Here is a 16,501-nt window from a genome sequence, read left to right on the forward strand (position 1 = left end):
TGATATGACCAAAGGAGAGGAATTCATGAATAATAATTATGAGTTACTCAATATGCACATGAATCGTCTCGTCGCTCAAGCTCGACAGGATGTATATACTTTATCTACATTAACAAATTCCGCTATGACTCAACAGATTCTTCAACGATTATGGGATACCTTATCCTCAATACAGTTAGTCTCTGAGATTATGGTTAATCAGGTTTCTAGTCCTAGTATTCCGGATTCCATGCCAGAACCTGATCACGCTTATTTAGGAAATCCGGCTATCCCTCCTATTACGCCCACACCTCCACTTCAAACCCACCAGCAAACCAATCGTGACATCACCGTTGAGGAGTTAGCCACTTTTGATGGTAAAAATGGCAGACCCGCCTATGTAGCTGTCAACGGTACTGTTTATGATGTAACAAATAACCGCGCATGGGCGGCAGCCACGCATTTTGCCCTGCCAGCAGGAAGAGATTACACCAGCGAATTCGCTACCTGTCATGCAGGGCAACAGTCTATTTTGGCAACATTACCAGTAGTAGGGAGGCTCGTATAATGGAAGACCAAATTTTACCCCCTGAATCGTTGACAAGTGAGGCGATTGCTTCAAGATTGACGAATAATGTGAGTGAACAGATTAACAACGGCCTGATAAAAAAACAAAATCTTGTTTACTTGGAGTTGAATGGCTGTTCGGGCAACATTATTTCTTTATTGAATGGTCAAAACCCAGATTTCGAGTATACTCTAAATTCTATGGTAGACCTTCGGTATAGTAACAGCCTAATGGCGGCAGAAGGAGAACAAGCGGTTGAGAAGCTGATGGAAGTGCTAGAGGAAGACTTTATCTTGGCAGTTGAAGGTGCTGTAGCATTAAAAAATAATGGCTTATACAATGTGATCGGACGCTGGGAAGGTGAACCTTTTACGGGACTTCAAGCAGCTAAACTTTTGGGGGAAAAGGCCTCCCATATTTTAGCGGTTGGAGCTTGTGCAACACATGGAGGAGTATCAGCTGCTAAACCCAATCCATCAGAATCAGTTGGTTTACAATCAGTACTTCCAGAAAAGAAAATGATTAAACTAACTGGCTGTCCTGTACATCCTGACTGGTTTTTAGGGACACTTGCGCACCTGTTATTATATGGTGAACCTGAGACCGATAACCTGGATCGACCGCTGATGTTCTATAGTACATTGATTCATGATCGTTGCCCTCGGAGACCTTTTTTTGACAGAGGTATCTTTGCAGAAAAGCTTGGAGACAAAGCATGCTTATTTAAGCTTGGCTGCCGTGGACCTGTCACTAGGGTCGATTGCCCAACACGTCAGTGGAATGGTCATGTGAACTGGCCGATTGGGGCTTCCACACCCTGTATCGGATGTGCTCAATTTGGATTCCCAGACGCGATGGAACCATTTATTAATTATGACACGACAAGGATTGTTGAAGATGAATAGGAAAATCGTAATTAACCCTTTGACACGCATCAGCGGCTTTATGGAAATAGATGTAACTGTAGAGAATAATCGAGTGGTCGATGCGAAGACAAAAGGAAATTTATTTCGCGGGTTCGAACAGATGATGGTTGGTAGAAAACCGTTTGATGCCGTCTATTTCACTCAGAGGATTTGCGGCATCTGTTCAGCTGCCCACTCCATGGCTTCCTCTCTCGCTTTAGAAGATGCCTTAAATATAATTCCTATGGAGCAGGGCAAGTATTTAAGGGATATTATCCATTGTTGTGAGTATCTACAAAATCATATTCGTCATTTTTATCAATATACAGTACCGGATTTTGTAAAAATAGATCAGAATACGCTTTTACAGTCAGACCATGATGATTTCCGTTTACCAAAAAAGGTAAACTCCAGAATAGCCCAACATTACTTTGATTCACTTCCGATCAGCAGGTCTGCTCACGAAATGCTTGCCGTATTAGGAGGCAAGGCACCTCATAATCATGGAGTGTTTATCGGTGGTGTCACTACTCAAGCTACCGCTGAAAAAGTAGTTCATCTGGATTCATTATTGGACGAAATCATTGCATTTATTGATGTCAAAATGATCCCCGATGTCTATGAAATTGCCAAATATTATCCTGAGTATTTTCAGATTGGAGGGGGATACGGAAATTTACTATCCTATGGAGCTTTTAACGATTATGAAGATCTAGGCACTTTGTACTTGAACCCGCTCGTATCTACATTGAATTCCATAGAAATATTCGATGAGAAAAAGATAAAGGAAAAAATCGATTATTCATGGTTCCAGTCCCCATCGAGTACATATGATCCAGATGAGTTAATGCCAGAACCTGATCAAGATAAGGAGAAGGCATACTCTTGGGTGAAGGCTCCCCGTTATAATGGATTACCTTATGAAGTTGGTCCACTTGCAAGGTTAATTTTAAGTGGTAATTACAACAAAGGAATTTCAGCTATGGATCGTACGATTGCTCGAGCTCTAGAGGCAAAAAAGATTACAGAAATCATGAAAACCCTGCTTTCTCAGATCATTCCGGAAATCGATGTTCAATCAAAATATGAACTTCCTGAGACTGCAGAGGGGAGGGGACTAGTTGATACGACTAGAGGGGCTCTAGGTCATTGGCTAAAAATTAAAGACAAGAAATTGTCTTTTTATCAGATTATCACCCCTTCTACTTGGGATTTTTCTACGAGAGATGATCAAGGGTACAGGGGGGTCGCAGAAGAGGCACTTATTGGAACCCCAATTCAAAATCCAGACAAACCGGCAGAAATCGGACGTATCCTTCGCTCTTTCGACCCGTGTATGTCATGTGCAACTCATGTCTATAGATCAGGTGAACAAGTCAAAACGATTAAGGTGTTTTAATGGAAAAAACAATTGTTGTGGGTATTGGAAACAAGTTGATGATGGATGATGGAGTGGGAATTTACGTTGTAGAAGAGCTTGCCGAAAAAAATGAGGATTCTCAGGTGCAATATATGATTGGAGAATCGGACGTGGATTACTGTCTCTCAAAAATTCAAGGTGCGACTAAGGTTATCATTGTGGATGCAGTTTATAATAACAAGAGGGTCGGTGAAGTGAGTGTGATTCCTATAAAAGAACTATCAGAGCAAAAGAGTTTGGACATCTCGCCTCATAATACCCATTTGTTTCATGCTCTTTATCAACATGAATTGATTAGTGGTTACTTATTGGCAGTCGAACCATTTTCCATACAATTTCAAATTGGGCTAAGCAATGAATTAAAAAAACTTTGGACACAGATTCAAACTGATGTAGAAAATAAAATAACAGAATTATTAATTGATCCCAAGAGTGTCTGATGGGTCCTGATGTGACATCTATTGCTCATTATCTGCGTATACACGATTTAAATAATCTATATAAAAAGCTCTCCTGAAAAGGTACTGCACTCCACAAGTTAGTGCGAAAATCTAACTTGTGGGTTGACCACCAAAGGGGAGCTTTTTAATATTTCAGGAAAACACTGGATAAACAATTATGGATGAAAGAATCATGTTCAGCCTTAAAGCAATAAGCGATGTTATTATTATTCTTCAATATAGTGAGCTTCAAACCCCCTACTTATCATTTAAACCCTTTCCATCAAGGATGTGTTGCATATATTTTTCCACCCTAGCTTGTCGATTTTTGTACTATTTGGCTTTAGAAATATAAAGAATATATGCTCTTTGACGACCGGGAGTCAACGCTTCAAATGCTGTTTTCTCTATCTAAATTGTAGCACTCACCCAGCTAATGCTGTTTTTCAAATTCCTATAACGTCGGTTTACAAGGGAAATCCGGTATGTTATATTAAAAATGTTTAATACGTTAAAAAATAATTTAATAAAATTAATGCAGGGTTGAAAATGTTGTATGTTTTCGATCCTGTTTTTAATATTCAACATCCAGGGAGGTTCGATAACATGACTGAACGTTATGATTACGTAATTGTTGGGGGTGGGAGTGCTGGTTCAGTGCTCGGCAACCGTTTAAGTGAAGATGGAACAAAAAGCGTGCTTGTATTAGAGGCAGGACGCAGGGATTATGCATGGGATCTTCTGATTCAAATGCCAGCTGCATTGATGTTCCCATCGGGAAATCCTTTCTATGACTGGAGCTATGAATCAGATCCTGAACCATATATGGGTGGACGCAGAATTGCGCATGCCCGCGGGAAGGTTCTTGGAGGTTCAAGCTCGATTAACGGGATGATTTTCCAACGCGGAAATCCAAAAGACTATGAGCGTTGGGGAGCTGACCCGGGCATGGAAACTTGGAACTTTGCTCACTGTCTTCCTTATTTCAAACGTTTGGAAAATGCATTAGCTGCTAACCCAGATGATGAACTTCGTGGACACGATGGACCGATTAAATTAGAACGTGGCCCTGCAAAGAATCCATTATTCCAAGCCTTTTTTAACGCAGCAGTCGAAGCGGGTTATTCACGTACACCTGATGTGAATGGATATCGCCAGGAAGGGTTCGGCCCTTTTGATAAGCATGTGTATAAGGGTAGACGTATGTCCGTGTCACGTGCACATTTGCATCCAAATATGAAACGGAAGAACTTAACCGTAACAACACGCGCTTTCGTAAGCAGTATCGATTTCGAAGGCACTAGAGCTAAAGGTGTCACTTATCGTCGTAATGGGAAAACGCATCAAGTAGAAGCAGGTGAAGTTGTCCTTGCCGGTGGTGCAATCAACACACCTCAACTATTACAGCTCTCAGGAGTTGGCGATGCTGAGCATTTGCGCTCACTAGATATTGAGCCTGTGGTAGACCTACCGGGTGTTGGTGAGAACTTACAGGATCACTTAGAGACCTACATCCAATACTCTTGTCCTGAACCGGTGTCAGAGCAACCTAACTTAAATAAGGCGAAGATGCCTTGGATCGGTTTGCAGTGGTTACTTGGACGAAAAGGTCCAGCAGCAACGAACCATTTCGAAGGTGGCGGCTTTGTCCGTTCGAATGATGATGTGGATTATCCGAATCTGATGTTCCACTTTCTACCGGTGGCCGTTCGCTATGACGGTCAAAAAGCAGATACGAAGCACGGTTTCCAAGTACACGTTGGACCAATGTATTCTGATGCTCGAGGATCATTGAAGATCCGTTCGAAGGATCCAAAAGAACATCCGAGCATGGTCTACAATTATCTTTCGACGGAACAGGACCGTCGCGAATGGATCGAAGCGGTACGTATTTCACGAGAAATCATGGCTCAACCGGCTATAGCACCATACAATTCCGGAGAGATTTCACCAGGGAAGGCTGTGCAAACAGACGAAGAGATACTAGATTGGGTAGCAAAAGATGCTGAAACTGCACTTCACCCATCTTGTACAGCGAAAATGGGCCCAGCTTCGGATCCAATGGCTGTCGTGGATCCTGAAACAATGAAGGTTCATGGACTCGACAACGTGCGAGTGGTGGATGCATCGGCTATGCCTTATGTCACGAATGGCAATATTCACGCACCAGTCTTAATGTTAGCAGAAAAAGCAGCTGACTTAATTCAAGGAAAAGAACCACTAAAACCGTTACACGCAGATTACTACCGTCACGGTGTAGATCCTGCTGATGCAGGCACAATTAAATAATTCATGCTTTCAAGAGAAGGCCTCTTTCAACGTTTCACATGAACTTACCCCCTTATTTAACGATAGGTTGAAAGAAGAGCGCCTTCTCTTTTTTGTGTAGCAGGATTCTCAAAAGTACACTCCTTGCTAAAAATAATTATTTTCTAATTAAAATGTAAAAAAGAACTTCGCTTTACCAGAAGCTCGATTTGGTTTTGTTATTAATTCACCTCAACTAAGAATGTATAAGAAGATTTATTCCGAGAAGATTCATTACCATACGGTGAATTTGGATAATTTGATTATATTATATGTTTCTATATTTCGAATAAAATCCACTGTAATTATAAAGTCGTTTTCTATATCAATTAAGTTACAAAGAAGAGTAAAGAGGATTGCTAATTTGTGGAATCATCTAATTTTGACAAAAAAACTAGCCTCTCAACAACGAGAGACTAGTTTATAATCAATTATAATTTATTGTATCCACTCATCAACCACATCTTGGTTTTCGTCGATCCATTCTTTCGCACCATCAAGTGGTTCTTCTGCGCTATCGACAGATTGGATTAGTTCACCGATTTGCTGGTCATCCATCTTCCAATTTTTCAACCATTCACTTACCTCTGGATAATCATCTGCGAATTCTTGTCTAGTCGCGTGGTGAATCTTTTCAACACCGCCGTAAACTTCTTTCGGATCCTCTAAGAATTTCAACTCATGCTTAGAGAATACAGAGTGTGGTGTCCAAAGAGGTGATACGATTGGTTCTTCATTCTCAACCGCTTTCTCGATCTCAGTAAGCATTGCTGGTTCTGAGCTTGGCATTAATTCATACTCAAGTTCATATTCTTCGATCAGATCTTCAGTCACTTCCATTGTACCTGCGCCAGAATCAAAGCCGATAATTTCTCCTTCAAACATTTCCTTATGTTCATTCAAGTCTTCAATACTATTTACTTCTTCTACATATTCAGGAACGACAAGTCCGACTTTTGCGTTATCAAACCAGGTTGCATCAGAGAAATTAACCGTATCTTGATACTCCTCTAAATAATTCGCATCTTGTACTGGCAACCAAATTTCTAAACTTGCATCCAGTTCACTACTTTCTAATGCCTGCATAGTAGCACCCATGTCGAGATTAGTTAATTCCACATCGTAACCTTCATCTTCCAAGATTGCTTTCCACATATTTGTTACGGCGATATTTTCCGCCCAGTTAATTTGACCAATAGAGATTTCACCTTGTTCGTCATTAGATTCCTCTTCTCCAGAGTCTCCGCAAGCTGCTAATACGGTAATTAGTAGTGCTGCAGCAATTAGGCTAAGTTGTTTTTTCCAAGTCTTCATGCTAAAAAACTCCCCTTTGTTTATATATTTTAGTTTAAAACATTCCAAACATTAAATTTATTAAGAAATAATTTAACGAAATATCCATGCGAAGACTCATCTCCTATTAGAGATAAGTAATATCGCAATTTTTTCAATTAAGCTATTCTTGATTGTCAACGTGAAAATGATCAAAGATTTTACCGTTTCGAAGATTTGCCACTAAATCTTCTAACCAGTGATAATACGGTTTAGAACTCTCTAATTGATCATAGACGGATTTGGCGTCTGCAACCACATCAGGTGTGCTATTGGAATCTTTGATTACATCAATTAATTCCCCTTGCGCACGGTCAATCGCTTCTAGGTTCATTTTTGCTTCGCGTTCCCACATTTGAGAATAAAAAACGATGAAAAAACGGAAGAAATCTTTTTCAGCGATATAAGTATGTTTTCTTGAGCCACGCGTGAATGTTTTCTTAACCATTTCGAGTTCTTGAAGTTTACGTACACTTGTACTCATGCTCGGCTTACTCATTTCGAGTTCGTCGCGCATTTCGTCCAAGGTCATTTGATCTTTGAAGTACATCGTGGCATACAAATTTCCTGCTGATGGAGTGACACCATATAGGTCCATCGTTTCAGCAAGGGCGCCAATGACTTGCTCTTTGGCATCTTCGATTTTTTGTCTGGATTGACTAGTCGATTCGCTCATCCAATTCATCTCCATTCGAAAAAAATAAAACGCGTTAAATTTTTTTCAAACTTTCTTTACAAACTTTATCGTAACGTACTCAGAAAATATGTCAAATAGATTTGTTATTTTTTTAGACGAAGTCGCACGATCTATGATTTCTTGTTAGGAATTGTGATTACTTTTGACAGTGTTATAGAGGCATGTTACGTTATTTATAACGTTAAATAAATTCTTAATAAATTTAATAAAACATGGAGTTGATGGAATTGAATAGAACATTACAACAATACATTAATGGTAAATGGATTGACGCGAACTCAAAGAATACTCGTGACATTATTAATCCATTCAACCAAGAAGTCATCGCGACAGTTCCGGAAAGCGATGATACAGATGCGAAAAACGCAATCGATGCTGCTAGAGAAGCTTTCGATTATGGAGACTGGGCTACGATACCGGCATTAGAACGTGGTAAAATCGTAAGAAAAATTGCTGATTATATTGAAAGAGATAGAGAAGAACTTGCGAAGTTAGAATCACTAGATACAGGTAAAACTATGGAAGAAAGCCGAGGCGACATGGATGATATTGCTGGAGTATTTCATTACTATGCCGAACTAGCTGATAAAAATGGCGGCGAAATGATTGAATCTCCGATAGCGAATTCTGTTAGTAAAGTGGTGCATGAACCAGTAGGAGTTTGTGGCCAAATTACGCCGTGGAACTATCCATTGCTACAAGCTTCTTGGAAGCTAGCTCCAGCACTTGTTACTGGTAATACACTGGTCATGAAGCCAAGTGAAATCACTCCACTGACGACGGTTAAAGTATTCGAATTAATAGAAGAAGCGGGTGTGCCTGCTGGAGTTGCGAATCTGGTACTAGGTCCTGGTAGTTCTGTAGGTGCTGAACTATCAAGTAACGTCGATGTAGACTTGATTTCTTTTACAGGTGGAATTGAAACCGGCAAGAAGATTATGCAATCCGCAAGCGTCAATATGAAAAACCTTGCGTTAGAGCTTGGCGGGAAAAACCCGAATGTTATTTTCGTCGACGCTGATTTTGAAGTAGCGGTTGACCAAGCATTAAACGGCGTCTTTTTCCACGCAGGACAAATCTGTTCCGCTGGGACAAGGTTGATTGTGGAAGAAAGCATTCATGATGAATTAGTTAGTGCTCTTGTGGATCGCGTGGAGAAATTTAAGCTCGGAAATGGATTTGATGAAGAAACACAAATGGGACCACTTATCTCAGCAGAACATCTTGAAAAGGTTGAAAAATATGTTGAGACAGGAATCCGGGAAGGTGCAACATTGGCAGTTGGTGGTAAACGACCAGAGGACCCTGAACTTCAAAATGGATTCTTCTACCTACCGACCATTTTTACTGACTGTTCGACAGAGATGAGCATTGTTCAAGAGGAAGCGTTTGGTCCAATCATTACTGTAGAGAAGTTCAATTCGGAAGAAGAAGCGGTAAAACTAGCGAATGATTCGATCTATGGTCTAGCGGGTGGAGTGTTTACAAAAGATATTGTAAAAGCGGAACGCTGCGCGGCAAAAATGCGTATGGGTACCGTTTGGATCAATGAATTCAACCTATACTTCCCGCATGCACCATGGGGAGGTTATAAGCAGTCGGGTATTGGGAGAGAGCTCGGTAAACTAGGAATCGAAGAATACACTGAAACGAAGCATATCATGCAAAACCTTAAACCTGAACCACTTAATTGGTTCTAGGGAGTTAATCCTTTTTTGGAGAAGGTATAATAACAGTTTAAAAATACGTTAAAGGTTCAGATCACTACAAGAGGGTGTTCTGAACCTTTTTTTAAAATGCCCTCTACTTATCATTTAAACCCTTTCCATCAAGTATATGATGCTCATATTTTTCCACCCTAGCTTGTCGGGTTCTGGATTGTTTGGCTTTAGAAATATAAAGAATATATGCTCTTTGACGTCCGGGAGTCAACGCTTCAAAAGCTGTTTTCAAGGCTGGGTTTTCTTCAAACTTGCTTTGAAGTTCTTCTGGGATAGTGTAATCGGTCTTTTTTTCTACTTGCAAACCGGATTTTTCTACTTCAACAGCTTCGTAAATATACTCTTTCAAGGTGGATTCTATTGTGATGATCTCTTGAACATTCGTGAAGCGGATCTGACGAGCAGCCTGAACATTTTCCGTTTGTTGCACTAGGATTTTATTGGGATCCTTTAACAAAGCGCCTTTGTGAAAGAGAAGTGCGCAATACTCTTTAAATCCGTGGATTAAAACGATGTTATTATTCTCGAACGTGTAACAAGGGTGCTTCCATTTAAAATCTTCGGTCAGCCCACAATCCAGTACAATCTCTCGTAACTTCTCATACTCTTCCTTCCACTTCTTTGATTTACTTAAAAATTCATCTACTTTGGGGTTTAGCTCACGATTCTTCATCAAGATCATCCCTTTCAATTAATTTTTAGTTGACTATATCCGTTCTGTGATTTTTTGTCTTTTCTATAATATACATCAGCTCTGAATTATTTGCCATGACCGTGTAATGGTGAGTTGATCAATACGACATCCATATCTTAATCAAGATTGTTTTTCAAAACTCGGGTGGAAAAAAGTCGGCTCAAATGAACCTCCTGAAATTTTTTGACTATCGTCTTCAATGGCGAATTAACTAAGATGAATTCGGCAAAGATAGTGATTGTGATAAAAAATGAAAATCTGATTAAAAGAATAGGAGGGTTCTTTCATTTGAATACGAAGAAACAAGACAGAAAAATCGCCCTTTTAGGATGGAGCTTACAGTCAATTGAAGCTGTTGAAGAATTGAAGAGGCCGTATGTAGTCATTAGTATGCCAAGTTTTGAAGATTACGCGAAGAAGTATGGGATACCTTTTATTAGCTGGGACATGGAAGAGATGATGAAGGAAACACCAATGGAGCAAGTTTATGAAAAGTCTAGAGAATTAGTTGAAATTCTCCAACAAGCCGGTGTAGATCATGTCATCCCTATATTTGAAGATACGGTAGAATGGGCAGGAGCACTGAATGCCTGGTTAAAAGAGAATAAGCGGGAGTTTCATCATTCTCTTCTATTTAGACATAAAGCTAAAATGAAAAGAAGGGCTCAGATCGGTGGTTTGAAAATAGGTATATTCGAAGAAGCGCGAAATAGAGATGAGGTCAGAGAATTTCTGAAGCGAGTGAACGATGTTCTTTTGAAAAATGATGGAGAAGAATTTGATCCTATTCATATAAAACCTTTTGCTAAAGCTGGAGCCGTTGGGCACCATATGATCCGTCAGGAAGATGAAATTTATAGTCGTCTGACGGATGATCTATTTCCTTGCTTGATGGAAAGCCATTTGGATGGAACGCAACTCTCGTGCGAAGTGTTTATACACAAAGGGGAAATCAAATTTCTGAATATCACCGAGTACGTGGAATTTGGTTATTCAATGATGGCCCCACCTTCACCAACGATTGAAAAGAATCGTCCTCTTGTCCGCAAAGTGGTAAAACAGCTTGTAAAAACTTTTGAAATAGAAAATGGTTTTATCCATCCGGAATTTTTTATTACGGAAGATGGGACTCTTAACTTTATAGAAGTTGCTTTTAGAATTCCAGGTGGAAATATTTTTGATTTAATTCAAGAATCTTATGGATTCAATCCTTTCCAAGCCCACATTCTGTGTTGTGATCCGAATACAACTGAAGAAGAGCTCAAAGACTTTTTCCCTAATGAGAAGAAAGCTAGAGGTTATACGGGGAGTCTAATGGTTTACCCGAGGGTTAAAGAAATCAAAGCGTTGAATATTCCTGATCATTTAGAAAAACACCCTGGATTTCATAAACATACGATGTTTCCACGTAAAGAACGGAAGGTGCCGAGTATGGAAGGGTTTGGTACTCCTCATGGTGTCGTGTTCTTTCACCATCAGGACAGTGAGCATGTGAAACCACCGTTAATGGATTTCAATAAACATGATTTCTATATATAAAGGAGAAAATTGAAGTGGAAGTTCAAATAAATCAAGAAGATCGGTTCGAACAAGCATTTGCAAGGTTGAACAGTGCTAAGCCATATGCCAAAAAGCTCTATCAAGATGATTTATTTCAAGAAACAAGACGGCTTTCGAAATCATTTGAAGGGATCAAGGTACTATATAGTTATGCAGATCAATTTGACCAGGCGGGGGTATTTGAAGGTGGGCCATGGGAAGACCCTTCTAAGCTGCAACCTAACTTAGTAAATGGATCTTTAAAAATAGAGGGTATCGAATCAATAGTGACACTTTTAAGCGAATTGCGAATGTTGGCAATAGCGCAGGGAAGATATGAACATGAAAAAGTGAATTCTGAAATGGCTACAAACTACTTAAATGAAGTGATGGCTTTAAACCTTGATTTCATTTTTCCAGAAGAAACGGAAGAAGCACGTATCGAGAAAAGTGAAGAAATAGATTGCGCGCAGAATCTGTTTAAGTTGATTGTAGATAAAATATCAATAGCGGCTGTTTCTGGTACTTTACTGAATGAAATTGATCGATTAACAGCCCAGCGTCCTATTATGGTTAACAGGATATTACTAATGATTCAAAAAGCAGAAGAGCTATTGCACAGTGATGTTGATGAGGACAAAAGGAAGGAAATTCAACGTTATCATGATGCAACATCTCAATTGACCGCTCTTAGTGAAGAATTTCCTAAGTTTAGTGATTATCGAAATGAACTGGAGAATATGACAGATAAGGATTTGGAAAACGAAGCAAGGTTATTTGGAGAGTCGATGAGAGAAACGGGGCTCGTTTCGCCTTATCATGCTGTTTTAGTCCGTTTTCTTAATTCCTCCAAGTCTGAACTTGTTTCTGCAGCTCTTTTCTTAAATGAAAAAGGTGCAGCAAGTCTATCGGAGAATTCGGTCCTCGTTTATGAATTAATCAAGGTAGCTATACACCTGCCAACACGACAATCGATATATGGTCTTGCACGAATGTTGGAAAGAGGGGTTTTGTCCCATCATCCAGTGGCTCCTGGATTACGTAGACTTGTTGAATTGGATATCAAGCCAGAAGTATCACAAACTCTTGTAGAAGCTTTTTCTGAACACGAAGGGATTACAGCAAATAACGTTCTTGTAGCAGGGGTTCTTAGCGTGCTTGGTCAGCCTTTGGGAATCGGCCAGGGATTGAACCCGACTTGTCAAAGTGCGCGTGCGCTTAGCCTTTGGTCCATACATGATCCTGGGCATCTCCTAGAACAGATTCCTCGAGCTGCCCGAGATGGAGATGTTTCGATGATGTTTGAAGGACAGGCCATTCATTCACAGAATTTAACTGGTGGTCTAGCTCCAGAATTGCATAAAGAACTTGATCCCATCTCTTTAGTTTTGGTACCGCATCTCGATCGAATTTATGCCGAAATGATCAACCGTGTGCAGTTCAGGGGAGATGACCCTCATAGATGGGTGAATCCACCTTTTTACGGAAATTGGGTGCCAAGGGGATTTGCTAAAGTATTTGATCATTTATCAAGCAACATTACTGATTTTAGAGGATTTGTCCGTTTGTTTTATGCTACACATCACCCAGACTATAATGAGGGACATGAATTGATCTATCCGAACCCTGTAGGTATTTGTGTCACAACCGTTTATGGGAAAATGCTTGGCTTTCATGCCATCACAATACAGCGAGTAGCTAAGGATCCAAAAGGGGAGTACCGTGTGTATTTCTATAATCCGAATAATGATAGTTCTCAAAAGTGGGGACAAGGGATTGAACCTGAAGTACAAGGGAACGGTGAATATGAGGGGGAGTCTTCGCTTCCTTTCCACGAATTTGTTTCCAGGTTGTACGCTTTTCACTTTAATCCTTATGAACAGGGAGATGCATCTTCAGTGGATGAGGAGATCGTGGAAAAGATTGAAACACTTGCTCGTGAAAGCTGGGGACAAGAATATCATTGGCTAAATTAATTACGTAATTAAGCGCTTTCCTTGAAAAAGGGAAGTGCTTTTTAATGTTTTACATTCATTAAGGAACAAACATGGCTTTATTTATAACATAAATGGAAATTGATAGGTGTTTATCCGTAATTATTACCGATTTATCCGTAATTATTTCCCCTACAATCAAACAATCTAACTCGGACGTAAAAACTACGCCCGATTCTTTTTATCTAATGGTCGGAGGAATTAATTGCGTCATTATTCTTCTTATTTTTGTTGAAAAAGGAAGGAATAGTGACGATTTTAGAAAATATTAGGAGGTATTGCGCCGTTATCTTCAATAATTGCGCCATTATTAAATACATTGAAATTAATGATTGCTTCTATGCAGACGTCTTTCTAGGTTGATTTTTCTTTTTACCTACCTTAGATTTGATCATCAATCCGATCCACACTATGGCAGGAAGAATCAATCCATGTGTAAGGGCATATGGGAACCACGTGTCTGCTACGAATGATTCAAAATAGGCGACATCAGGGTAGGCGATAATAGATAGCACAATCATGCCCATTCCTATTGGCAACAGCAAGGGTCTGTGATCGTCCATGGTGAGAAACTGGGCAATCCCCACGGTTACTGAGTAAAAAAGAACAACTATTTTAAAGAAAATAGTAAGCATCCAGATAATACCAATAACAACTTCCAAACCTTCTAAGAAACCAGCGATACTGATTTTTTGAGCCAATTTATAACTAGGAAAGGTATTTAAAGCAGTTAGATCGCTCCCAAGGACTAACAAGCAGAAAAGGGTAGTCAAAGTTAAAGTGATACCGCCGATCAAAACTCCCAATACCCACGATTTTCTTTTTGTTTTCCCATCTTTCACGTAAGGTATAATCATCAGAAATACAATCAACTCTAAAAGGGGAGTACCGGTGACAATTGTGGAAGAGCTGATTACGGGCATTATTCCTTCGCCTAGAAAGGGTTGTAGGTTTTCTGTTTTAATCTGGGGAGCTAATGAAACCGTAAAAAATAATAATAAAAGAATTATCCATGGCATGAACATTTCAGCGGATCTTCCGATTACTTCTAGTCCTAAATAAGCCCCCCAAACAACGACAATCATAAAGAGAATATGGGTAAACTGCAAGGGAGTTTCTGGAATAATTTCTGTGGTCATGAAATCTCCTATGTTCCTTAAGACAAGTGAAGCTAAAATAAATAGGAATGACAGGTAAAAGATCAGAAGGAACCTACCGAACCAATTTCCAAATACCATGATCGTCGCTTGGACGAATGTCTTTCCTTCCATCAATTTTGCGATGTGGTTATAGAATAGGGTTAGAACTAATCCAATTAAAACAGATATTGAAATGGATAACCATGCGTCTTGTTTTGCTTGTGCTGCAAGGGGAGTGGGGACAATTAGGATGGAGCTTCCAACAATAAACAAAATGACCAAGAACATAAATTGGCGTGGACTGATCGTCTGGTTATCCATTTTTTCACCTCATTTCTTTATTAACCTAGGAAAAACTTATAAAAGTTCTGAATGTAATCTAAAGGGTTCGGCAAGGGTATATCCATCACTTCCAAAACACTAATAACTGTGAAGAAAAACAATAGGATGCTAAAAAACCAAATGTCTTTCTTCTTTTTCCTCTTTTTTAACAGAGGAAACTCAAGAAGAAAGATAAGCACTGCGACAATGATGACCGCTAGTACAGACCACATATTCACTCACCTAACCTTCTTTAGTTATCGGTTGTGTCGTTCCACCTTTTCTACGAAGTTTTGCTTTCACTTGGATGTCTACATCTAATTCTTTGAATTGTGCATCCCAATCATTTTCTACGGTCTTCCAATATTTCGGATTTTTACGATGAATAAGGCTACCGAAGCCGAAGATGTCGGATTCGAAATCATTTTGAGCGATTTTTATAGACTCTTCCATATTTTTTTTGATTTCTTGCTCTACTTCCTTATTCAATTTCTGAATAGTTTCGATTTTGCTCAAATCGATCGGACAATTGATCTCTCCGACGTTCCCTTCTAAATCCAATTGAATAGAGACGGTGGGTTTTCCCCCTTCAAATGACGCATCCATATTACTTTTTGTTCGTAATACCTCAATGCTAGCTGTCCCACCTGTGCATGGATGGGTGACAACTGAACTTTTGATATTTCCTAGAATGTAGTTATATCCTTTACTTGCATCTTCATTCAGCCACCCTACCAGTTTGTCTTCCTTCATTACTCCCAAGTGATCGGTGGTTATTTTCGTCGGCGCATTAATATTTTCCACATTACTGATGTTAGTGCCCGTATCTTCTGGACCTTCCATGAGCAGGCCAGCAATTACAGGGTTTTGTCCTTTATTGCGGATCTGGGAGATTAATTCATCAATCGTAATTCCGTGGGAGGAACCTTGACTTTCTTCCACTATTTCAATGGAGTACATAAGTTTATTCGCTGGAATTTTTTCGTACGCAGTAATAGTACTTAACAGGGTTTCCACATCCGTATCTTTTGCAATCGATATATAATATCCCGTACGAAATTCATGATCCCGAAAAAACAAGTCAAGCGAAGGCATAATTCCTTCTTCTGCTAGATCTTTTCCGATGACTAGCAGTCTTAATTGTGGTAGATACATTTTTCGTGGAGACTGATGGGCCATATTTCTGAATGCTTCAAATATGGTTGGTCCTGTTGAGGTATAGGTCGAGACCGGTGGCCGAGTGGTCGGCGCATCCGTTGCGATTTCGGAAGGGTTGATGACCTGGTTCACTAACAGGTATTGTCCATCATCGGTTTTATCGATGCCTGCCGCCACAACAATGCCAAGATCATCTAATTCCCTGCTGTTCCAACATCCTGCTAAAAGTATTAAGCATATAGCCACTACAGGAATTTTTAGAAAGGCCACTTTCTTCATCGCCATCA

14 protein-coding genes and 1 pseudogene are annotated in these 16,501 nt (G+C 39.8%); 8 read left to right on the forward strand and 7 right to left on the reverse strand.

Annotated features, from left to right (window positions below; all coding sequences use genetic code 11):
- Nucleotides 1-25: 25 nt before the first annotated feature.
- The 4 genes from CEY16_RS12585 to CEY16_RS12600 are packed head-to-tail and all read left to right on the forward strand — an operon-like array spanning nt 26 to nt 3,312.
- Nucleotides 26-547, forward strand: coding sequence for a cytochrome b5 domain-containing protein (locus CEY16_RS12585; protein WP_202908636.1), 522 nt, complete (start codon nt 26-28; stop codon nt 545-547).
- Nucleotides 547-1,452, forward strand: a complete 906-nt coding sequence (locus CEY16_RS12590) for a hydrogenase small subunit (protein ID WP_101332403.1) — start codon at nt 547-549, stop codon at nt 1,450-1,452. The genes CEY16_RS12585 and CEY16_RS12590 overlap by 1 nt, the downstream gene beginning before the upstream one ends.
- A complete protein-coding gene (locus tag CEY16_RS12595; protein ID WP_101332404.1) occupies nt 1,445-2,851 on the forward strand; it encodes a nickel-dependent hydrogenase large subunit in 1,407 nt (468 codons plus the stop codon). The genes CEY16_RS12590 and CEY16_RS12595 overlap by 8 nt, the downstream gene beginning before the upstream one ends.
- Nucleotides 2,851-3,312, forward strand: a complete 462-nt coding sequence (locus CEY16_RS12600) for a hydrogenase maturation protease (protein ID WP_101332405.1) — start codon at nt 2,851-2,853, stop codon at nt 3,310-3,312. Before CEY16_RS12595 ends, CEY16_RS12600 begins: the two co-directional genes overlap by 1 nt.
- A gap of 258 nt (nt 3,313-3,570) precedes the next feature.
- On the opposite strand, the pseudogene CEY16_RS12605 reads toward CEY16_RS12600, so the two are convergent.
- Nucleotides 3,571-3,717: pseudogene (locus CEY16_RS12605) on the reverse strand (YdeI/OmpD-associated family protein); the annotation flags it as partial.
- A gap of 201 nt (nt 3,718-3,918) precedes the next feature.
- Here CEY16_RS12605 and betA point away from each other — a divergent pair.
- Nucleotides 3,919-5,601, forward strand: coding sequence for a choline dehydrogenase (gene betA / locus CEY16_RS12610; protein ID WP_101332406.1), 1,683 nt, complete (start codon nt 3,919-3,921; stop codon nt 5,599-5,601).
- A gap of 456 nt (nt 5,602-6,057) precedes the next feature.
- Here the strand turns inward: betA and CEY16_RS12615 are convergent, their stop codons facing one another.
- Both CEY16_RS12615 and cudC read right to left on the reverse strand, forming a co-directional pair.
- A complete protein-coding gene (locus CEY16_RS12615) occupies nt 6,058-6,933 on the reverse strand; it encodes a glycine betaine ABC transporter substrate-binding protein (RefSeq protein ID WP_101332407.1) in 876 nt (291 codons plus the stop codon).
- Nucleotides 6,934-7,075: 142 nt separating this feature from the next.
- Complete coding sequence (gene cudC, locus CEY16_RS12620; RefSeq protein WP_101332408.1) at nt 7,076-7,627, reverse strand: choline uptake/conversion transcriptional regulator CudC; 552 nt, start codon at nt 7,625-7,627, stop codon at nt 7,076-7,078.
- 242 nt (nt 7,628-7,869) lie between these two features.
- Here cudC and betB point away from each other — a divergent pair, with 242 nt between their 5' ends.
- Nucleotides 7,870-9,348, forward strand: a complete 1,479-nt coding sequence (gene betB, locus CEY16_RS12625; protein ID WP_101332409.1) for a betaine-aldehyde dehydrogenase — start codon at nt 7,870-7,872, stop codon at nt 9,346-9,348.
- Nucleotides 9,349-9,451: 103 nt separating this feature from the next.
- Here betB and CEY16_RS12630 read toward each other — a convergent pair whose 3' ends face one another.
- Nucleotides 9,452-10,042 carry a YdeI/OmpD-associated family protein gene (locus CEY16_RS12630; RefSeq protein ID WP_101332410.1) on the reverse strand — a complete coding sequence of 197 codons (591 nt, stop codon included), beginning with the start codon at nt 10,040-10,042 and terminating at the stop codon, nt 9,452-9,454.
- Nucleotides 10,043-10,351: 309 nt separating this feature from the next.
- Here CEY16_RS12630 and CEY16_RS12635 point away from each other — a divergent pair, with 309 nt between their 5' ends.
- Nucleotides 10,352-11,602: an ATP-grasp domain-containing protein gene (locus tag CEY16_RS12635; RefSeq protein WP_101332411.1), complete on the forward strand. Its 1,251-nt coding sequence runs from the start codon at nt 10,352-10,354 to the stop codon at nt 11,600-11,602.
- Between the two features lie 14 nt (nt 11,603-11,616).
- Nucleotides 11,617-13,578, forward strand: a complete 1,962-nt coding sequence (locus CEY16_RS12640; protein WP_238378850.1) for a hypothetical protein — start codon at nt 11,617-11,619, stop codon at nt 13,576-13,578.
- Nucleotides 13,579-13,934: 356 nt separating this feature from the next.
- Here CEY16_RS12640 and CEY16_RS12645 read toward each other — a convergent pair whose 3' ends face one another.
- The 3 genes from CEY16_RS12645 to CEY16_RS12655 are packed head-to-tail and all read right to left on the reverse strand — an operon-like array spanning nt 13,935 to nt 16,499.
- Nucleotides 13,935-15,056, reverse strand: a complete 1,122-nt coding sequence (locus CEY16_RS12645) for a GerAB/ArcD/ProY family transporter (protein ID WP_101332413.1) — start codon at nt 15,054-15,056, stop codon at nt 13,935-13,937.
- A 20-nt stretch (nt 15,057-15,076) separates the two neighbouring features.
- Nucleotides 15,077-15,295 carry a hypothetical protein gene (locus CEY16_RS12650; protein WP_143484628.1) on the reverse strand — a complete coding sequence of 73 codons (219 nt, stop codon included), beginning with the start codon at nt 15,293-15,295 and terminating at the stop codon, nt 15,077-15,079.
- A gap of 4 nt (nt 15,296-15,299) precedes the next feature.
- Nucleotides 15,300-16,499 (reverse strand): Ger(x)C family spore germination protein, encoded by a 1,200-nt coding sequence (locus CEY16_RS12655; RefSeq protein ID WP_162297936.1) that lies wholly within the window; start codon nt 16,497-16,499, stop codon nt 15,300-15,302.
- Nucleotides 16,500-16,501 lie beyond the last annotated feature (2 nt).

Origin of the sequence: Halalkalibacillus sediminis, from assembly GCF_002844535.1 — a bacterium.
Taxonomy (GTDB): domain Bacteria; phylum Bacillota; class Bacilli; order Bacillales; family Alkalibacillaceae; genus Halalkalibacillus_A; species Halalkalibacillus_A sediminis.

Excerpts from the sequence above, each read along its gene's own strand:
- CEY16_RS12595 (WP_101332404.1), top strand. The coding sequence starts at position 1,445 with ATGAATAGGAAAATCGTAATTAACCCTTTGACACGCATCAGCGGCTTT.
- betB (WP_101332409.1), top strand. The coding sequence starts at position 7,870 with ATGGAATTGAATAGAACATTACAACAATACATTAATGGTAAATGGATT.
- CEY16_RS12655 (WP_162297936.1), bottom strand. The coding sequence starts at position 16,499 with ATGGCGATGAAGAAAGTGGCCTTTCTAAAAATTCCTGTAGTGGCTATA.
- CEY16_RS12600 (WP_101332405.1), top strand. The coding sequence starts at position 2,851 with ATGGAAAAAACAATTGTTGTGGGTATTGGAAACAAGTTGATGATGGAT.
- CEY16_RS12645 (WP_101332413.1), bottom strand. The coding sequence starts at position 15,056 with ATGGATAACCAGACGATCAGTCCACGCCAATTTATGTTCTTGGTCATT.
- CEY16_RS12630 (WP_101332410.1), bottom strand. The coding sequence starts at position 10,042 with ATGAAGAATCGTGAGCTAAACCCCAAAGTAGATGAATTTTTAAGTAAA.
- CEY16_RS12590 (WP_101332403.1), top strand. The coding sequence starts at position 547 with ATGGAAGACCAAATTTTACCCCCTGAATCGTTGACAAGTGAGGCGATT.
- betA (WP_101332406.1), top strand. The coding sequence starts at position 3,919 with ATGACTGAACGTTATGATTACGTAATTGTTGGGGGTGGGAGTGCTGGT.
- cudC (WP_101332408.1), bottom strand. The coding sequence starts at position 7,627 with ATGAGCGAATCGACTAGTCAATCCAGACAAAAAATCGAAGATGCCAAA.
- CEY16_RS12585 (WP_202908636.1), top strand. The coding sequence starts at position 26 with ATGAATAATAATTATGAGTTACTCAATATGCACATGAATCGTCTCGTC.
- CEY16_RS12615 (WP_101332407.1), bottom strand. The coding sequence starts at position 6,933 with ATGAAGACTTGGAAAAAACAACTTAGCCTAATTGCTGCAGCACTACTA.